The sequence below is a fragment of the Arthrobacter sp. ov407 genome, assembly GCF_900102895.1.
Lineage (GTDB): Bacteria > Actinomycetota > Actinomycetes > Actinomycetales > Micrococcaceae > Arthrobacter.
On the sequence record NZ_FNGD01000001.1, the window covers coordinates 401,936 to 421,471 of the forward strand.

At 66.5% G+C, this 19,536-nt stretch carries 14 protein-coding genes and 1 tRNA gene; 11 read left to right on the plus strand and 4 right to left on the minus strand.

What is annotated here, in order from left to right; all coding sequences use genetic code 11:
- The first annotated feature begins 131 nt into the window (after positions 1-131).
- The 4 genes from BLS42_RS01905 (at position 132) to BLS42_RS01920 (ending at position 7,873) form a co-directional block, all read left to right on the plus strand.
- On the plus strand, positions 132-1,049 hold the full coding sequence (locus tag BLS42_RS01905; protein WP_090575499.1) for an SURF1 family protein: 918 nt from the start codon (positions 132-134) through the stop codon (positions 1,047-1,049).
- Positions 1,046-1,555 carry a DUF3817 domain-containing protein gene (locus BLS42_RS01910; protein ID WP_090575502.1) on the plus strand — a complete coding sequence of 170 codons (510 nt, stop codon included), beginning with the start codon at positions 1,046-1,048 and terminating at the stop codon, positions 1,553-1,555. The genes BLS42_RS01905 and BLS42_RS01910 overlap by 4 nt, the downstream gene beginning before the upstream one ends.
- A gap of 187 nt (positions 1,556-1,742) precedes the next feature.
- Positions 1,743-3,332, plus strand: a complete 1,590-nt coding sequence (gene guaA / locus BLS42_RS01915; RefSeq protein WP_090575505.1) for a glutamine-hydrolyzing GMP synthase — start codon at positions 1,743-1,745, stop codon at positions 3,330-3,332.
- A 296-nt stretch (positions 3,333-3,628) separates the two neighbouring features.
- Complete coding sequence (locus BLS42_RS01920) at positions 3,629-7,873, plus strand: AAA family ATPase (protein WP_090575508.1); 4,245 nt, start codon at positions 3,629-3,631, stop codon at positions 7,871-7,873.
- 67 nt (positions 7,874-7,940) lie between these two features.
- On the opposite strand, the gene BLS42_RS01925 is transcribed toward BLS42_RS01920, so the two are convergent.
- From BLS42_RS01925 to BLS42_RS01935, 3 genes are all read right to left on the minus strand, one after another.
- Positions 7,941-8,816 carry an RcpC/CpaB family pilus assembly protein gene (locus BLS42_RS01925; RefSeq protein WP_256336177.1) on the minus strand — a complete coding sequence of 292 codons (876 nt, stop codon included), beginning with the start codon at positions 8,814-8,816 and terminating at the stop codon, positions 7,941-7,943.
- A gap of 159 nt (positions 8,817-8,975) precedes the next feature.
- Positions 8,976-9,230 (minus strand): FmdB family zinc ribbon protein, encoded by a 255-nt coding sequence (locus BLS42_RS01930; protein WP_090575512.1) that lies wholly within the window; start codon positions 9,228-9,230, stop codon positions 8,976-8,978.
- A gap of 155 nt (positions 9,231-9,385) precedes the next feature.
- Positions 9,386-10,033 (minus strand): 5-formyltetrahydrofolate cyclo-ligase, encoded by a 648-nt coding sequence (locus BLS42_RS01935; RefSeq protein ID WP_090575517.1) that lies wholly within the window; start codon positions 10,031-10,033, stop codon positions 9,386-9,388.
- A gap of 106 nt (positions 10,034-10,139) precedes the next feature.
- On the opposite strand from BLS42_RS01935, the gene galU reads away from it, so the two are divergent.
- From galU to BLS42_RS01960, 5 genes are all read left to right on the plus strand, one after another.
- The gene (gene galU / locus BLS42_RS01940; protein ID WP_090575520.1) at positions 10,140-11,057 is read left to right on the plus strand and encodes a UTP--glucose-1-phosphate uridylyltransferase GalU; all 918 of its coding nucleotides are present in this window, start codon (positions 10,140-10,142) and stop codon (positions 11,055-11,057) included.
- Positions 11,058-11,062: 5 nt separating this feature from the next.
- Positions 11,063-11,683, plus strand: a complete 621-nt coding sequence (locus BLS42_RS01945; protein ID WP_090575523.1) for a GNAT family N-acetyltransferase — start codon at positions 11,063-11,065, stop codon at positions 11,681-11,683.
- A 141-nt stretch (positions 11,684-11,824) separates the two neighbouring features.
- Positions 11,825-12,823: a hypothetical protein gene (locus BLS42_RS01950; RefSeq protein ID WP_090575526.1), complete on the plus strand. Its 999-nt coding sequence runs from the start codon at positions 11,825-11,827 to the stop codon at positions 12,821-12,823.
- 109 nt (positions 12,824-12,932) lie between these two features.
- On the plus strand, positions 12,933-13,745 hold the full coding sequence (locus BLS42_RS01955) for an SDR family oxidoreductase (protein ID WP_090575528.1): 813 nt from the start codon (positions 12,933-12,935) through the stop codon (positions 13,743-13,745).
- Positions 13,746-13,791: 46 nt separating this feature from the next.
- Positions 13,792-13,864 (plus strand) — tRNA-Ala (locus BLS42_RS01960).
- 101 nt (positions 13,865-13,965) lie between these two features.
- On the opposite strand, the gene BLS42_RS01965 is transcribed toward BLS42_RS01960, so the two are convergent.
- On the minus strand, positions 13,966-17,829 hold the full coding sequence (locus tag BLS42_RS01965) for a Pls/PosA family non-ribosomal peptide synthetase (protein ID WP_256336178.1): 3,864 nt from the start codon (positions 17,827-17,829) through the stop codon (positions 13,966-13,968).
- Between the two features lie 297 nt (positions 17,830-18,126).
- Between BLS42_RS01965 and BLS42_RS01970 the strand changes: the two genes are divergently transcribed.
- Both BLS42_RS01970 and BLS42_RS01975 read left to right on the plus strand, forming a co-directional pair.
- Complete coding sequence (locus BLS42_RS01970; protein WP_090575534.1) at positions 18,127-18,696, plus strand: hypothetical protein; 570 nt, start codon at positions 18,127-18,129, stop codon at positions 18,694-18,696.
- Between the two features lie 131 nt (positions 18,697-18,827).
- Positions 18,828-19,466, plus strand: coding sequence for a GNAT family N-acetyltransferase (locus tag BLS42_RS01975; protein ID WP_176803101.1), 639 nt, complete (start codon positions 18,828-18,830; stop codon positions 19,464-19,466).
- The last annotated feature ends 70 nt before the right edge of the window (positions 19,467-19,536 follow it).

Consider the following 19,536-nt stretch of genomic DNA (forward strand, 5'->3'; position numbering starts at 1 on the left):
GCCCCACTCTAGGGGCAGGCCCTTTCGTGTCGACTCCGTCGCCACGCAGGGACCCGGCCGCCCCACTCTAGCTTGCCTGCCGGAGCTGCCCCGTTTCGCTGTTCTACACAGGGACGAAGTACGGTTAAGAGGTGTTGAAAACTGCCCTTAAGCCCCGATGGATCGCAGGACTCGTCTTCGCGATCGCCATTTCCGGGGTCTTTGTGCTGCTCAGCCAGTGGCAGTTTGGCCGCTCAACGCAGGCGGAAGCCCCGGTCTCCACCACAACGGAGGAAACGCGCCAGCTCACCTCGGTCCTACAGCCGGGCGGATTCTTCCCCGGATCGGTGGCCGACCAGATGGTCTCCGTCACCGGCAGCTACGACCCCCGGAAGCAGGTCCTGGTTCCGGGCCGCCTCAACGACGGGGCGAAGGGCTACTGGATCGTTTCCGCCTTCGCGGTCAAAGATGCTCCGGCCCTGTTGGGCGGCGGAGCCACGCCGCAGACCTGGATTCCGGTCGCGCGCGGCTGGGTCGCGGATCCCGCGGACGCCGTGGCGCCGCCGTCGGGCACCATCGAACTGACGGGACGGCTGTTGCCCTCCGAGTCCCCGCTGCCGCACACCGATCCCGGGCCCGGCCGCGCCAGCGCCGTCTCGGTCGCCGAACTCATCAACGACTGGAACATCAGCAGCTACCCGGGCTTTGTCGCCGCCAGCACCGAACTGGCCGGCGGCACCGACGTCGGGGCCTCAGCCACCGGCGGCGACGTCAAACCCCTCCGGATCGGCCCGCAGCCGCCCGCGCAGCAGCTCAACGGGCTGAACCTCTTCTATTCGGTGGAATGGGTCGTCTTTGCCGGCTTCGCGTTGTTCATCTGGTGGCGACTCGTCAAGGACGACTACCGCCGGGACCTCGAAGACGAGCTCGACGAGGAACTGGCCGGGGACGAGCCGCCAGCCGAACACCACCCAGCCGAACACCCCGCAGCCGACCACCGCACGGCCGAACAGGCCACCGACCCGCATCCCACAGCCCCCCGCCCCACAGACCCGAGAGTGCAATCATGATCGAGCCCCAGCCCGCCATCCAGCCGCAGACAACCAACGGCACGGGGAAGGCCGGCAAGAAGCGCCGCTTCGGCGGCACCGAGGCCCAAATCCGGTCCGCCCTGAAGTTCTACAAGGTGCTCGCCTACCTGACAGGCTCGATGCTGCTCCTGCTGTGCGCCGAGCTGATCGCCCGGTACGGCTTCGGGCAGTACCTCTTCGCCGGCGGCACCAACGCCATCACCGGCCAGCCGTTCGGCTTCGGATTCGCCGACGCCGAGCCGCCAGGGGTGATCGGGGGCGTTAACCTCTCCGTCACGGTCCTGATCGTGCACGGCTGGATGTACGTCGTGTACCTCATTTCCAACTTCCGGCTGTGGTCCCTCATGCGCTGGCCGTTCACCAAGCTCGTGGTTATGGCCTTGGGCGGCGTCGTGCCGTTCCTGTCCTTCTTCGTCGAGAAGAAGTTCCACGCAGAGGTCGAGGCCGAGCTCGCGGCGAACCCGCAGGCACCGCAGCGGTACTGAACCGCACCGGTACTGAACCCCAGCGGTTCTGAACCCCAGCAGTTCTGAACCCCAGCGGTTCTGAACAGCGACACGACGCCGGCTGCCGCCGTCGGGCGTGTGAGTTCGCTTACCTCCGCCCGTGATTCGGGGCCCGTACCGGCTACTCAAGGTGCGGGCGGGCAGCGGCGCAAAGTAGGCTAGTGGGGTGACTACTCCCTCTGCATCCCAGACGTCCCACAGGCCCGTTCTGGTTGTTGACTACGGTGCCCAGTACGCGCAGCTGATTGCCCGCCGCGTCCGGGAAGCGAATGTGTATTCGGAAGTGGTTCCGCATACCTACAGCACCGAGCAGCTGCTGGCCAAGAACCCCGCCGCGATCATCCTCTCGGGCGGCCCCTCGAGCGTCTACGCCGACGGCGCCCCCAGCGTCGGCGCCGACCTCTTCGAGGCCGGCGTCCCGGTCTTCGGCATCTGCTACGGCTTCCAGGCCATGGCCAACGCCCTCGGCGGCAAGGTGGCCCAGACGGGGCTCCGCGAATACGGCGCCACCGAGACCACCACCCTGGGCGAGGGCCGCTCTATCCTGGCCGGCATGCCCCAGCACCAGAGCACCTGGATGAGCCACGGCGACTCCGTCCATGAAGCGCCCGAGGGCTTTGAGGTCCTCGCGACGACGGCTGGCGCCGACGTCGCCGCGTTCGCCAATGAGGACAAGCGCCTCTACGGCGTCCAGTGGCACCCCGAGGTCAAGCACTCGGCCTACGGCCAGCAGGTCCTGGAAAACTTCCTCTTCAAGGGCGCCGGCCTGGAACCGAACTGGACCACCGGCAACATTCTGGAAGAACAGGTCCAGCGCATCCGCGACCAGATCGGCGACGCCCGGGTCATCTGCGGCCTTTCCGGCGGCGTCGACTCGGCAGTGGCGGCCGCTCTGGTCCAGCGCGCAGTAGGCGACCAGCTGACCTGCGTCTTCGTAGACCACGGGCTGCTGCGCGAGGGCGAAGCCGAACAGGTCGAACGTGACTTCGTGGCCGCCACCGGCGTCAAGCTCTACGTCGCCAACGAGCAGGAGCGCTTCCTGAGCGCCCTTGCCGGCGTCAGCGACCCCGAGACCAAGCGCAAGATCATCGGCCGCGAATTCATCCGCGCCTTCGAGGAAGCCGAACTGGCGATCATCGCTGAGGCCGCGGCGCACGGTGAAAAGATCAAGTTCCTCGTCCAGGGCACCCTGTACCCCGACGTCGTCGAATCCGGCGGCGGCGAAGGTGCGGCCAACATCAAGAGCCACCACAACGTGGGCGGGCTCCCCGAGGACCTGCAGTTTGAACTCGTTGAACCGCTGCGCGCCCTGTTCAAGGACGAGGTCCGCGCGGTCGGCGCGCAGCTCGGCCTGCCGCAGGAAATCGTCGGACGCCAGCCCTTCCCCGGCCCGGGCCTCGGCATCCGGATCGTCGGCGATGTCACCAAGGAACGCCTGGACCTGCTCCGCAAGGCCGACGCGATCGCCCGCGCCGAACTGACCGCCGCCGGACTCGATGACGAAGTGTGGCAGATGCCCGTAGTGCTGCTGGCGGACGTCCGCAGCGTGGGCGTCCAGGGCGACGGCCGCACCTACGGGCACCCGATTGTCCTGCGCCCCGTGTCTTCCGAGGACGCCATGACCGCCGACTGGTCACGGCTGCCCTACGACCTCCTGGCCCGGATTTCCAACCGGATCACCAACGAGGTGGACGGCGTCAACCGCGTGGTGCTGGATGTGACCAGCAAGCCGCCGGGAACCATCGAGTGGGAATAACAATGTGAATGGCCGGCCTTTCGAGGCCGGCCATTTCATTTTGTTCCTGACAATTCGGGCTGAATTTCGCACCGCCCAGTGTTGCGGCCCCGCACGTGCGGGGGATTCGGGCTACGCTCGAATGCATGTCGGTATGGTCCAAGGCGTCCCGCGCGAGCCAGACAACCGCGAGCTCACACTACGCGGCCGGGGAAAACGCGGACGCAATTCAGACGAGCGTTGATACGTCGAACGCGCCAAAGTCGAGCCCGCCACGGTCCGGCACAGAGAAGTCGAGCACAGAAAAGAAGGCAGCAGTGTCAGTTGGTCAAGGCCACCCCGAGGACTCCGAGGAGTTCAGGAAATGGCTGTCGGGGCTCAAGCCCGTCACCGGAGCAGATACCATGCTGCGCTTCACCAAGACGCCCGAAGGCTCGATCGACCTGACCCATGCCCATCCGTCAGGGCTTGCCCAGCTGATGGCAGGCCGGCGCACCCGGCTCTCCACGCTGATCCGCGACCGCCAGCAGTACGTTGTTGCGGCCCGGGCGTCGCGCAACCTGCGCTCCAAGATCTTCGAGCTCGCCAATGACCGCGGCATCGACGCGGGGTATTTCTCCGCCGGCACCGTCGTCTGGACATCCGCCGTCGGGGGTAAGCCGCAACGGATCTCGGCCCCGGTCATGCTCACCGCCATTTCCCTCACGGTGCGCCCCGGCGAGGACGACTACGAACTGCAACTCACTGAACAGGCGCAGATCAACCCGGCGCTGGTCCGGCACCTCAAATCAGTCCACGGGATCGTCTTTGACGTCAATGCGGTCACCCGGATGGCGTACAGCACGGCCCGATATGATCCCCAACCCGTTCTGGACCGCCTCGGCACCCTGGTCCAGCCGATTCACGGTGCGGAGATCGAGCACAACCTGCTCGTCTCCACCTTCGCCGACCTCTCCGGCAACCTCGATGATCCGTGGATCAACCAGAACAACCCCGTAGTCACCGCGCTGGCACGGTCCGGTTCCGGCGAACGGGTCGACGTGCCCGTGCTTGAGCCCGGCCGTTTCCCCAGCACGGATGAGCGGGACCCCGCCGAGGAGCTTTTGCTGCTCGACGCCGACACGGACCAGCAGCATGTCATCGACGCCGTCCGGGCGGGCGACTCGCTGGTGGTCAGCAGCCCGCCGGGCACCGGCCAGACCCAGACCGTCATCAACACCATCGGCGCCCTCGTGGACGGGGGCAAGTCCGTCCTGGTGGTGGGGGACAGGCGCGCCAGCCTCGCCGAGATCTCCGCGCAGCTGGATGGCCTCGGCCTGGATTCCGTGCTCCTGCAGCTGAGCGGCACCGCCAGCCCGCTGCAGCTCAAGGGGCAGCTGGTCCGGGCGATCGTCCGCAACGAAAAGTCGCTAGAGCCGCAGCTGAGCAACCTGCACGCCACGCTGACCGGGCACCGACACGCCCTGATGGAGCATGTCGCCTCCCTGCACAACGTCCGGGCGCGCTGGGGTTGTTCGCCATACGAGGCCATGCAGTCGCTGGCAGAGCTGACCTCCATCCAGCCGGCGCCGGCGACGACTGTCCGGCTCAAGCGCAGCGTGCTGGACAACATCCGGGACCGCGAGGAGCTCGCCGGCCGGCTCCGCCGCGCTGCCGAGCTCGGCAGCTTCAGCCGCGCGTCCACCACCAGCCCCTGGCACGGCGCGCGTCTGCTCACGCGCAAGGAGACGCAGGAAGCGCAGAGCGTCGCCCGATCCGTGGCAGAGAAACTGCCCTTGCTGCGCGGACGCATGGACGCCGTGGCGGAACACGCAGAGATCCGACTCGGCGGGACCTTCGCCGAATGGGGCGAGCAGATCGAACTTCTCGTCGCCGTCCGCGAAAGCCTGGACAAGTTCACTCCCGACATCTTTGACCGGCCCGTCCATGACCTGATCTCCGCCACGGCGTCCTCCGGCTGGCGTAGGGAACGCGGGATCGAGATGCCGTCCATGCAGCGCTCACGCCTGCGCAGGGTGGCCAAGGAGTACGTCCGGCCCGGGGTGCACATCGCGGACCTGCACAGTTCCCTCGTCCTCGTGCAGGAGCAGCGCGCCGCCTGGTCCGGCTACGCCACCACGCAGCGGCACCCGGCCGTGCCGTCCGGGCTGGGCGAAATCACAGGCCTGTACCGGGAACTCGCAGCGGAACTGGCTGAACTCGGCCAGGCGGTCAAGCACACCCCCGCCGGCGGCGACCTGGACCGCGCGCCCTACGACGAACTCCTGCCCCGGGTGCGGCGGCTGGTCGCCGACACCGCGACCCTGGAAACCCTGCCGGAGCGCACCCTGCTTGTCGAGAGCATGCGTGAGCACGGCCTCGGCGAGCTCCTCGCCGACCTTGCCGAGCGCGAGGTTCCCGAGCGGTCGGTGACCGCCGAGCTGGAGCTGGCCTGGTGGCAGTCGGCCCTGGAAGCCATGATCAGCGGCGATGACTACCTCGCCATGTCCGACGGCGACGCCCTGCGCCAGCTTGAGGCGGAGTACCGTCTAGCGGACAACGCCCACATCGCCAGCGGCGCCGCCCGGCTGCGATGGAACCTGTCCGAGCGCTGGCGTACGGCTATCGCGGCGCACCCCCGCGAGGCCGAGCTGCTGCGCAGCCTGCTCAAGGACGGCCGGGTGACCCTGGCAGCCCTGAGCGGCCAGGCGCAGGAGCTGCTGCCCACCCTCGTGCCGGTATGGTCCGTCAGCCCCTACCTCCTGACGAGCCTCCTGCCGATCGATCAGACCTTCGACGCCGTCGTGATCCTGGACGCGGAGACGACCTCGCTGCAGGCAGTCCTCCCGGCCATCGCCCGGTCTCGTCAGGTCATCGCCTTCGGCGACGAGCAGATCGCCAGCCCACGGACCTTTACCGTGGGCGTCGAACGGCTCGCGGCGGGGGAGAGCTCCTACCAAAGCGTTGAGAGCTCGTACCGGGCACTGTCCGCTGTGCTTCCGGTCGGGAACCTGAGGACCGTGTACCGTGCGGTCGATGAAGACCTGGTGCGCCAGCTCAGCAAGGGTTTTTACGGCGGGGAACTGACCCGGCTCCCTGAAGGGCAATCCGCCACGGGCCTTGACCGGACCCTCAGCGTGGAGTACCTGCCCGACGGCACGGGGCTGCCCAGCGCTGACCACGACGGCGTTGAATCGGTTGTTGCCGAGGTGAACCGCGCGGTGGAACTGGTCTTCGAGCACGCCCGACTCCGGCCTCGGACCTCGCTGGCCGTGGTGACCGGAAGCCTTCGCCACGCCGCCCGGATCGGCGAGGCCATCAGGGCGCAGCTGCCCAACTACCCGATGCTCGGCAGCTTCTTCACGGCGGGGGACGAGTCCTTCCGCGTGGTGGATCTGGAACGGGCCCAGGGCCTGGTCCGCGACCACGTCGTCTTTTCCCCGGGCTACGGCCGCACCCCGCATGGGCGCACCCTCCACAGCCTCGGGCCGCTCTCCGCTGACGGGGGCCGCGCCAAATTCGCCTTGGCGATGACGCGTGCCCGCCGGTCCCTGCACGTGCTCAGCTGCTTCCGCCCCGAAGACCTCGATGTCAGCCGCCTCAGCCACGGCGCCGTGGACTTCTACGAACTGCTGGACCGTGAGATTGCGGGCAATACAGATCTTGGCAGCCCCGCCTCCCGGGCCGCGGCCAGCGAGCAGGCGCTCGGCGCTGACCCGCTCGTGGCCGACCTGGGTGACCGGCTCCGCGCACGTGGGGCACGGGTGTGGCACCAATACGACGGCGTCCTGAACATGGTGGCGGCCGCCGATCCCATGACGACCATCGGCCAGGACGATGCGGAGATTCCCCGTCCGGTAGCGATCGAGTCAGATGGCACCGGCCACTACCGGCGGATGAGCGTCCGGGAACGGAGCAGACTCCGGCCGCAGCTCCTGGAACGGCTTGGCTGGCGCTACATGCCCCTGTGGACCATTGAGGTCTTCACCGACCCCTCGGCCTGCGCCGATCGCATTGGCGGCTACCTCGGGTTGGAGAAGCCTCCCGTTTCCAGCCGGCTCCGGACATCGCAGGGGTTCTTTGACGACGACATCGAGCACCTGGCGATTGACGAGGCGCGGGCGGCGGAGTACCACGTGGCCGCCGAACCCGCGGGACGGGTATTCCGTGGCCACGAAACTGCGGGCCAGGAATTGCGCCGGCAGGAACCAGCAACAGGGATAACAGGCAATACAGGCAGTAAGGAGGCCGGCAGCATGAGTGCGGACGGCGACATCCAAGACAACCACGACAACACAGTCAACACCGGCAACACCGGCAACACCGGCCCTGGCGAGGGCGACGCGACCGGCGGCGCTGAGCCCAAGACCGCTGAGCCGAAGTCCGGCGAGTTGGCCGGAGACGGGCCGGACCAGGAAGCGGCAACGGAGGCGTCCCGCCGTTCGGGGGCACAGATTACCGTCCCCGAAGGCGTGCTGCCGAACAAGGCGGCGGAAGACGACCCCCGGCGCTGGGGTGACCAGCCTGACAAGTACGATCACGACGCATGGCTCCAGGAGCAGAAGCCGCCGCACTGGGGCTGACGTTGTGGCCCGCACCGCAGAGCCTGCCGCCCCTGCCGGCGGCGACCGGCGCAGGGGACTGCCGACTCTAGCCGGGCGCGGCCGCGACAAGCACGAAGAACAGCTTGCCTTGGGTAGACGCGCCCGCCAGTCTTCGTGCCTGGTCGGCCGCCGCTGCTACTACCACCAGCCCGTCAGTCTCCGCGGCGGCGGGCCACGGCCCAGCCCTGCCGCCCTGCGCTGAGGTCCAGAGCACCGGCACCGCTTCGGCCAGGATTTGGCTTCGGGCGGGTTGTTCAAAGCCGTTGCCGCCGGTCAGCACCACATTGACGAGCTGCCCGGGGGAGACCAGCTGGATGGAGGCCGGATCCGCCATCCTCAGCGGCACGGCTGCAGAGCCGGGCGGGCTTCCTGCGAGCAGCCCCGGGCCCAGGATCTGGGCGTCGGTGAGGAGTTGGCCGCGGCGCAGGGGTGCGGCCAACTGTTTTCCCTCGAACGCCGTCTCGCTGCCGGGGTTGCCGGCAGGCACGAGCCCGGGCGGCACGGTGATGCTGCTGACATCGCCGGATTCCAGGGTCTTTCCGGCGGGAAGATCCGCCGCTGCGGCGAAAGCTACGACGGTGTCAGCGGGCGCGGTTGTCAGTTGCTGAACCGTCAGGCCTGCGGGGATGCAGAACAGGAGGGCCGCGATTAGCCGCCGGTTCCGGTTTAGCCAGCCGCGCAGGCGGTGCTGTGACGGACGGCCGCGGGGCGGCCGCTGCCGGCGGGGCTTTGCCGGGCCGTTCCGGCTCCGGAACGGGCGGCCAGCCGCGGACAACGTGGCGGCAGGAAGGTGGGCGGGGCGGATCCCGGTGCGGGCCCAGCGGGCGGAGGACTCGACGGGCATTGGGCGGGACGGCAGGGACGAAGCCGTGGACGACGTCCAGAACGAAGGCGGGCAAGCCGCGCTGAGAAAAAGGTCCATGCCGCCACGCTACGGACCCGCATGCATCGGCGGCAGCCGCGGAACCGCCTATGTGGACAATGGCCAGCGGGCCAGGATTAGGCTGACTCTGCCGGCAGAGGCACAGCTGGCGGGCCGGCGCCGAACTGGCGGGCCCGCCGTAAGCCGGCGGGTACCCTGCTAGCCCGCGGCGGCGGGTGCTGGTGCGGGGGTGGCCGCAGGAGCTGCGGGGGCCGGGGAAACCGTGCTGCCCTTGGCGTCGCGCGAATCGGTCCGGTAGAAGCCGGAGCCCTTGAACACTACGCCGACGCTGTTGAACTTCTTGCGCAGTGTGCCCTGGCACTCGGGGCAGGACGTCAGGGAGTTATCGCTGAACGACTGCACGATCTCGAAGGCGTGGCTGCAGTCCTTGCAGGCATATGCATACGTGGGCACTGGAAATCCTCACTTTGGGGCAAACGAGCAGGTCCCGTGCTGTCGAGTCCGGATCGCGGCCGATATGTCTATCGACGGGTTCCGTGCTTAGCAGTCGCAGGGCCTGAGTGCCAATTCTACCACCTTGGCCGGAACCCATATCAGCCGAGGTGGCATCAATCGAGCCGGATGATCCCGCCCGGGGTCAGCGCCGCGTCGACCTTCCGGTCGAACGACTCGGCGGGAATGCTGCCCGCGGGCAGTACCTCAGTGTCATAGACGACGGCGGCAGTCGGCAGCGCGACAGCGTCGAACGCCTCGTCGAACGCCTCGTCGGACGCCTCGCCGGACGCAAGAGGCAGGGCGGCCAGCGAAGCAAGGAACTTGTCGTAGTAGCCGCCGCCTTGTCCGATGCGGTTGCCCGAGAAATCCACGGCTGTGGCCGGGAGGATGATTGCGGTGGCGTCGCGCATTACGGCGGTGCTGTGGCGCTCTCCGACAGGCTCTTGGATGGGGGCGTACCGGCTGCGCACAAACCCGGACTGCGGCGTCCAATACACCCAGCTGAGTTCGATTTCGGGTTCGCAAACCGGAAGCAGCACCCGGTGCCCGGCCTCGGTCAGGGCCGTCAACAGCGGCAGCGTCGGCGGTTCGGCGTCCACACCGAGGTACGCCGCGAAAATGCCCTGGCGGCCGCGGGCCAGTCCGGAGGCCCACTGGAGCCCATGGCGGGCGATGCCCGCCGCAGCGGCATCCTGTGCGGCCGGCGGGAGCGCGGAACGCTTCGCCCTGTGGCTGGAGCGTATTTCCTCTTTTGACGCCATGCTGGCCCGTCCTCTGCCTCTTGCGGCCGCGACGCGCCGGGGATGACCCGGCGGGCGGTGCGAATAAAAATTACGCAATGATTGGTCCCTCCGTTAGATTAGTCGAGTGAATACACCCAACGCTTCCGTCCGTAAGGCCGTCATCCCCGCCGCGGGCCTTGGTACTAGGTTTCTTCCGGCAACGAAGGCCATGCCCAAGGAAATGCTGCCTGTCGTTGACAAGCCGGCCATCCAGTACGTCGTTGAGGAGGCCGTGAATGTCGGCCTGAACGACATCCTGATGATCACGGGCCGCAACAAGCGGGCGTTGGAGGATCACTTCGACCGCGTTCCGACGTTGGAGGCCACACTTGAGGCGAAGGGCGACACGGCGAAGCTTGAGTCCATCCAGGCCGCCAGCAACCTCGGTGACATCCACTACGTCCGCCAGGGCGATCCCCTGGGCCTCGGCCACGCCGTCCTCCGTGCCAAGCAGCACGTCGGGCAGGAGCCGTTCGCCGTCCTCCTGGGCGATGACCTCATCGATGCCCGCGATGAGCTGCTCAGCACCATGATCGAGGTCCAGGCCAAGACCGGTGGGTCGGTGGTCGCTCTGATCGAGGTGGATCCGTCCCAGATCAGTGCCTACGGCTGCGCCGACGTCGAGGCGATCGGCGGTGAGGACTACGTCCGCATCAACCAGCTCGTGGAGAAGCCCGATGTCGAGGACGCGCCGTCCAACCTCGCCGTGATTGGCCGCTATGTGTTGCACCCGGCCGTCTTTGAAGTGCTTGAGCGCACCGAGCCCGGCCGCGGCGGAGAAATCCAGCTCACGGACGCGCTGCAGGAGCTCTCGGCCGGCACCGGCGAGGGCTACGGCGTGTACGGCGTCGTCTTCCGCGGCCGCCGCTACGACACCGGCGACAAGCTCAGCTACCTCAAGGCCTGCGTCCAGCTCGCCTGCGACAGTGAGGACCTCGGCCCGGGCCTGCGCGAATGGCTGTCCGGCTTCGCGTCCAGCCTGGCCCCCAGCCTCGCTAAGTAACTCCCGTGGGGGGCAGCTTCACCTGGCCGGTGACTCTGGAGAGTGGCGACATTGTGTTGCGCCCCATCCGGTACCGGGACCGCAAGGAGTGGACAGCACTCCGGTCCCGTAACTGCGAGTGGCTGGCCCCCTGGGAGGCATCAAACCCGGTCCCCGGCGGCGGCCTGCCGGACTACCGGCAGATGGTGCGCTCGCTCAAGGCCCAAGCCGCGCAGGCCACGGCCCTGCCCTTCGTCATCGCGGAATGGACGCCAGGCCACCAGGCCCCGGTGATCGTGGGACAGTTGACTGTGTCCTCGATCGTGTGGGGATCGGCCATGATGGCCACGCTTGGCTATTGGGTCGACCAGGAGCGGGCCGGACGGGGGATCGCCCCGACCGCCGTGGCCATGGCGACGGACTATTGCTTTGGCACCCTTGGCCTGCACCGCATGGAGATCAACATCAGGCCGGAGAACGCGCCGAGCCTGCGGGTGGTGGAAAAACTCGGGTTTCGCGACGAGGGATTCCGGCCCAGGTTCCTGCACATCAACGGTGAATGGGCGGACCACCGGACCTTCGCGCTCACCGCCGAGGAAGTGCCGGAAGGCCTCCTCGCGCGGTGGCTGAGAACCCGCCCGGCCTGAACCTGTGACGGCCTCCTGACCAGCCACGACGCCCCGACGCCGGCCAGTTGACGCCGCGCGCGCGACACACCCCTAGCAATGCGGGGCAGCACCCCATATACCTCATACGGTTTTGATGTGGACTTCCCTCTTAGCAGCTCTGTGATCCTTGTCATTGCTGTTGCGCTCTGGATCGTGTGGGTGGCGCCTTACGTTCTCCGGAACGGGCGCCACCAGCTGCAGCCTGCAGGCGAATTCCTGGCGGACGTCATTGACATGGAACCAGCAGAACCACATGCGGGGAAGGTTATGAAAATGGCGGCGCATCAGGAGAAACCCATGATCAGCACCCAGCGCGCACAACCGGCTGGCGGCACCCCAGGCCGTGGTGCAAGCACCGGCGCGACGCCTGGAGGGAAACCAATTTCTGCGGCGACCGCCCCGGCGTTCCGGGTTCGTTGGGGACGGCTGGTGCTGGCGGTAGCCGGTCTCCTGTCCTTCCTCACGGGAATCGTGTCCGCGGCCCTTCTACTTTTCGGGATCGGTTCCGGCTGGCTCCCGGTGGCGGCCCTGTTGGGCGCCGTCACCGCCGTGGCGGTGCTCCGCCGCCTCGCTGTCCGCGACCGCCGGCGGAAAATGAACGCCGCATTCCGTGCAGCCATGGGCAGCCCCGAACGCACCACTGCGCGGCCCTCAGTGCCCGAAGAGATCCCCTCCTTTCCTGCCGGCCGTCCCGGTGCCCGGCCGGAAAGCCCTCTTTTCGACGCAGAAGCGGAGCGGGCCACGCCCGAGCCTGCGCCGAAGCCGCTGACCGCACTCGAGCTCCGCCAGGCTGCCCTCGCCGAAGCGGCAGCCTCGGGGGATACCTCGGCGGCTGTGGCGGCCGAAACGGCGGCAGCCCCGGAGGGCTCCAGCTGGGAGCCCGTCGACGTTCCTAAGCCCACCTACGTCGAAGCCGCGAAGGCCGAACGCGCAGCCCCGATGCCCCTGGACCTCCCTGAGGCGCCGAAAGCCGTCGGGAAGCCGTCCCTCAAGCAGGCCTCGGCGCGGCCGGCCGCGTCCGATCCGCGGACCGCCGACGATTCCGAGTCAAAGCAGCTCAGTAAGGCCCAGAGCGCCTTGAGCAACCTCGACGATGTCCTCCAGCGGCGACGCGCCTGACCCGGTCCGCTCTTCCGGAGATTTCGCCCCGGGCAGCCAGCAATGGCTGCCCGGGGTTTTCACTTCCCCGTAACGTCGCCGGTGGGCTTCGTGGCGGTAGCCTCGGCTCATGACAAGGATTTGCGTCGCCGGCGGAACCGGCCAAGTAGGCCGTGAAGTGGTGCGCCGGGCTGTCGACGCCGGGCACTTGGTGGCCGTCCTCAGCCGCAACCCGCCGGCGGCCGGCAGCGCCGGTAACATCGGGGGCGCGGAATACTTCCGCGCGGACGTGACAACGGGCGAAGGGGTCGCGGCCGCCCTCGCCGGCGCCGACGTCGTGATTGATTGCCTGGAAGGACGCTCCGGGAAGGCACGCAAGAATTTCGCCGACGGCGGCGCGCGTCTTCTGGCCGCCGCCCAGGATGCGGGTACGGCCAGGGCCGTCATGCTGTCCATTGTGAACTGCGATCGCAGCAACTCCGCCTTCTACCGGTCGAAGGCGGCCAAAGAACACGTCTACGAGCTGTCCGGACTGGAGACAGCAGTGGTCCGTGCCACCCAGTTTCATTCGTTGCTGGCGATGATGTTCGGCGCCGGCTCGAAAGTACGGGCCATCCCCGTGGTGCGAGGCGCCCGGTTCCAGCCGGTGTCGCCGGCCGACGCGGCCGCGGTGCTGCTGGAAACCGCCTTGGAACCGGCGCCGGTTCCAGCTGCGGGACCGCGGCACCGGGTGCTGAACCTCGGCGGCCCGGAATCCAAGGACATGGCCGATTTTGCCCGGGAGTGGCAGCGGGCCACGGGCGTAAAGGGCCAACTGGTGCGCCTGCCGCTGCCCGGCGCGATGGGCCGCTATTTGCGCGAGGGGCTGAACCTGGTGCCGGAGGCGCGACACGGCAACGAGACATTCCGGGGCTGGCTGGAAAACAGCGCAGATAGTTTGTAGCCTAGGGACACCGGCAACGCCGTTCCCTCAGGACCGGCGTTGCTTCGGGGCTATAGCTCAGTTGGTAGAGCGCTTCGTTCGCATCGAAGAGGTCAGGAGTTCGAATCTCCTTAGCTCCACAGTTTCCAAGGGTTCGGGACCATCCGCCTCGGGGGACATTCATGGGAGACGGGCTGGATTTCCGGCTACGTGTTCGTCATGTGCCGCGGTGCGGCGGGATTTAGATATGGAGCGGATTGCCGGCCCATTTGCTGTCAGCCGGGACGGCTTCGGAAAGCATGACTAGTGAAGCGGCGCCGACTGTCGCTCCGGTACCGACGCTGCTTCCCGGGAGCACGATGCTGTTGGGCCCAAGTGTCGAGTTCATCCCGAGATTGATTTCGTCCATGCGCATGATTCGGTCATGGAAGAGATGCGTCTGGACGACACATCCTCTGTTGACGGTGACGCCGTCGCGGAGCGTAATAAGGTCAAATTCTGGAAGCCTGCGAGTCTCGCACCATACCCGCCGCCCTACCTTCGTTCCCATGCAGCGAAGCCAGAGGTTAATAATGGGCGTGCCTACACTCATGCCGATGAGTTCGCCAGCCAGTGATTCGGTGAAAACATCGGCCAGCTCGTTGCGCCAGACGAACGAACTCCACAAGGGATGCGCAGAGGGTCGGAACCGTCCGACCAGCGCCCATTTGGCCGCCAGGGCGACAAGGCACGATGCGACCGCGGTGCATAAAAGCACCGGACCAGATAGCAGAATCGTGATCATAAGACCTGACTGCGAATATGTTGAGGCGAGCACGTAAAGCGCGACCAGGCCGAGCCATGCCGTGATGATGGAGGGCACGATCCGGCAGGCCTCCACCGCCCCGCGGGCTGCGAGAAGGCGGCGCGGTGGGTTGTACGTCCGGGACGGATCGCTGTGGTCCACCGGCCGGGTCAGCTTGATGGGCGGGCGACCGAACCAGGAAGTTCCTTCCGGCATGTCGTCCGGAACCGAGGACAAGACTGCGATCAGCGACTTATCAGGCATACGGCGACCCGGGCCAACAACCGCGGAGTTACCGAGGAAGGATTTTTCTCCGACGCTCGCCTGTCCAAACTGCAACCAGCCTCCGCGGGCGCGCTTGAAGGAGACCAGAGAGTGGTCCGCAAGGAAGGAACGATCCTGAATATTTGTCAGGCGAGGCATGGTTTCCACGGTGGATATTTCAACGCCCTTGCCAACTTTGGCGCCGAGCAGTCGCATCCATCGGGGGGTGAAGAGGCTTGCGTATATGGCATATGCCAGTTTGAGTGCCCTCGTGAGCAGCAGATCTATCAGCCACGCAGCCCACGCCGCCGGCCCCGCGGATGGATGGAATCCGGGTGCAATCAGGCGGCTGAGCAAACGGACAAGCGCTGCAGTAAGGAACAGATAGGTCATTAACGTGAGTACGACGGCCAGAGGTGTCCACACAGCCACCGTTTGGAGCGTACTCTCGAGGTCTCCGCTGCCGCGGCCTGCCACGAAAATCAGCAATTCCGCGGGCAGCGCGGACAGGGCCATGATTGGGACTAATCCGAACAGCGAAAGCGGGTAGCGGAGCCTCTCGACGCGTGCCGAGCGCTGGGGGGCGGGCGTTTCCGGCCATCCTTTGCCGGCGACGCCGACGTGCCGCATCGGTGAACCGGTCCAGTGCTGTCCGTCCGGAACGAATCCGCTGACGCATGTTCCCGGGGCAACTTCAGCCGCGGTTCCAATGTGAGCGCCGGGCAGGAGCGTCGAGCGGGCGCCCACTGTTGCATGGCTGCCTATGTCGATGGACCCTATCGTCAGGACACCGCCGTCGATCCAGTAGCCGGCCATGTCCACACCACGTTCAATGGACGCATTTGGCCCGATTACTGCCATCCCGGTCACTGGAGGTATGGCATCGAGGTGCACACCCTTGCCGATGTGGCATCCCACGGCCCGCGCGTACCAGGACGCAAAGGGTGTTCCCATCAGGGAATCGAGCGCGCAGTAGGCGACGATGCGCTCCGCGGCCCACAGCCGTACATGAACAAGGCCGCCCCGGGGGAAGCTGCCCGGGAGAATTCCATGCGTCAAGAGGCGGGCGCATCCCGCGGCGATGGCCAAGCGGGATGGGGCGCTGAAGAGTACGAACCATGCCGCCACAGTCGGGAGCAGCGGGGGGTTGGGCGCCCAGGTAGCACCGGCCATCCGGAGGATCAAGCTGGCGACTGATAGGGCCGTGAGGTACTTCAGGCCATTGGCGTAGTACAGACCCAGGATCAGCGGCAGCTGAAGCAGGCCTGTCCACCTCGGTGTTGAAGTGGATTCGCGCTTGTCCCACGTGGGAGCGGCGAGGCCGGCGAGGTGATCCGCCATCGGACCGAGACCCGGGGTGGCGTAAATATCTGCGATGGATGCCTCGGCGTGCCTGGTTCTGACTAAGGAGATCAGCTGTGCCGCGGCGACGCTTCCTCCGCCAAGGGCGAAAAAGTCACTATGCATTGTGAGGTTCGTGGGACCTAGAACCTTAGTCCACTGCTCTGCGAGCCATGCGTACGTCCCGGTAAGTTGCTCTGCTGAATCTACGGGCAGACCGCCGGGCAGCGGCCAGGGGAGAGCCTTCCGATCGACTTTGCCCGAGGCTTTGATTGGCAGCGATTGAACCACGCCCAAGGTGGGCACCAGCTGCGCGGGTAGCACCTCCATAAGCCGGGAACGGGCCGCCGCCAGGTCTATGTCGGTTCCAGATGCTGGCACAAGAAACCCTGCAAGAACGCTATTGCCAGTCGAAGTGGTGCGGACGGCGCTGGCCGCTGCCGCGACGTTGGGGATGCGCGTCAGTGCCGCGTCGATCTCGCCCAATTCCACACGGCGCCCCGCAAGCTTCACTTGATCATCCGCCCGACCTCGAAAGACCAGGCCACGGGGGTCAGCGAGCACCACGTCACCACTGCGGTACGCGCGTGACCAGCCTAAACCGGCCATCGGAGCATATTTCGCAGCGTCCTCCGTCGGGTCGAGATAACGGCCGAGCCCGACTCCGCCGATGACAAGTTCGCCTACTTCCCCCCAGCGGACCGGATTCCCTTCCCTGCCGACCACCGCGAGATCCCAACCCGGCAATGGGAGCCCGATCCGATTCGGCTCCGTGCCATCAAACATCGCCCCGCAAGAGATCACGGTGGCCTCTGTAGGCCCATAAGTGTTCCAGACTTCCCGCCGCGAACCTGCCAGACGATTCATCAGGGCCGCCGGGCAGGCTTCGCCACCAAGAATAAGGAGCCTGATACCGTCGAGGGCATCTGCGGGCCACAGAGCTGCAAGTGTGGGCACTGTCGATGTCGCAGTTATGTGACGCTGAACGAGCCAAGGTCCAAGATCCGCGCCGGAGCGGACTATGGTTCTCGGTGCCGGGACCAGACATGCGCCGTTTCTCCAGGCCAGCCACATTTCCTCACAGGATGCATCGAATGACACGGACAACCCGGCAAGGACTCTGTCGCCGGGGCCCAACGGGTTGCCCTGGCAATACATGTCAGCCTCCGCATCGGCCCAAGCCGCAGCGGACCGGTGCGTAACGGCGACCCCTTTCGGCTTACCGGTTGATCCGGACGTAAAAATGATCCACGCGTCATCCTCTGGAAGCGGCTCTCGACGGTGGCCCCGTGCCCGGCGTACTGGGACCAAGGAGATTTCAAGTTGCCCTCCGATCATTGCGCAGACACCCGCTTCCGACCACACAGTCTCCGCGCGTTCATGTGGTTCGTCTATATCAACCGGGACATAGGCCGCGCCGCAGGCCATGATGCCAAGAATGGCTATATAGAGATCCGAAGATCCTGATTGCGCCCGGACGCCCACCCGGTCGCCGGCACCGATGCCCCGGGCCCAAAGGCGCTCGGCGAGGGCTTTCATCCGCGAACCAAGCGCTCCATACGTCAGACAGGCGGTTCCGTCGTCAATGGCCAGCGATTCGGCATAGGTTGTGATCGATTCCCAAACGACGTCTATCAGGGTGCGGGCCCGGTGGGCCTGACTTCTTGGGAAGATCGCGACATCTGGGGGATGCCGGGTGACCATGTTTTTGTTCACCCTTGCCCCCTCGAAGTCCATCCGATTCCTCGGCAGAGTCCCGCGTGGGGCCCGGCGCCGGGCATCCTGTCAGAATGCGCGATCGGTGAGTCTAATCTCGATGTGCCCGTGGACGAGTAGAGGCGGCTCATGGTTCATGGCTTCTTCAACGAAACGCTGCCGGGAAGCCGACTGCCTGACCTCTCCTTAAGGATAGAAAGAAAAATATCGGCGGACAATGTCGATTTCACGTGTTAGGTTAGCGGGCAAAGCCGCGGCCTTTGCCAGCAGCTTCCGTACTCTTGGGGGAGAGTGACGATGATCCGGAACCACAGGCAGCTCATCAATCTCATGATCGGCTCCGATCCGGTTTTTCTCGCCGGCCGTTTCGCTACCGATTATTCGGCCTCTCCGCGCACGGAGGGTGAGCGGGGCACCTTCCGGTACTTCGGGGCCGGCAATTGGGACATCAGGATTGACGGAGGCCCTACCTTCCAGTTGACCCCTCACGGATCGAGAGTCGTCCAGGCCAACGGGTCGGCCGAGGATGGCCCGGCCATGACGAACCCGCCGCCCCGACCTCCGTGGTCCCTGGTGCTGCCCCGTCATTCGACATTCCTGGGCCGGGATGACGATGATTGGCGGCCGGACGTCGGCTGGCCTATCACGGGCGACCGGAACTCGTGGATAGTGCCGCTGAAGAGCCTGGACGCTCCAGGACTCGTTGGAACCCTGACTGTGGACGCCGCAACTTTGGTCATCACGCGGGCCGAACTGGGGCACATGAGGCAGTCACTCATGATCGACCGGACTGAACCCACGGACGAGGACCTGGCGGACCTGGAATCTTTGAAATCCCTCGTCCAGCGCGTCCCCGGAACGGCCTGACCCAGACTGGACAACACGGCCTAAAATACTCCTAGTTCGACACGACCCGGCTGGCAATTGTTGGCCGGGTCGAATGCCTGTTCCGGGGCGATGCGATGGTTCGTGTTCACCCCGGTCAAAAGAGGAGCAGCATGACAGCCATAGAGATCAGGACCCAGACGGCGTCGAACGTCAATCTGCACGTCGGCGCACCGGGACCCGCCGTGGCCACCGAAGCGGCAGCGCTCCTCAACGAATCCCTCGGCACTGGTTATATCCGCCCCTCGGCCCTGGCGGAACTCACGACTGAGGGCGGGGGAGTCCTCATCCGGGCCCGCGGCCGGAACGGCGATCTCCTTGGCGCAACGACCGCCCGCGTCCTGGACCAGAAGTCGCACACCGCGCTGCAAGACCGCCTGCGCCTCGCCGCCGTCGACGCCGCCTTGGAAGGGCGCCGGGTCGGCGAACTTAAGTCCATTGTCGTCGCGCCCGCGGCCCGGGGGATCGGCCTCGGCACCATCATGCTCGCGGCCAGCCTGGACTTTCTGAAGGCTGGCGGCTGCCGCTACGTCGTGTCCGCGTCGTGGGTCTCGACCGATCCACAGCCGTCGTCCCTGGGGTTGCTTGAGCGGGCCGGTTTTGCGCAACTCGCCACCATCCCCTGCTTCTGGGCGGACGACCAGAAAGCTGCCGGGTACCTGTGCCCGACGTGCGGCCCCGAGTGCGTTTGCGCGGCCATCATCCTGGTGCTCCCTCTCGATGACTGGCCGGGGTCCCTCGGTCCCCGGTGAACGGGCTGCAAAGGTTCGGCCAACAGGTGGCCAACCTCATATGGAATAGCCGGAATCGGCCGTGCAGCTT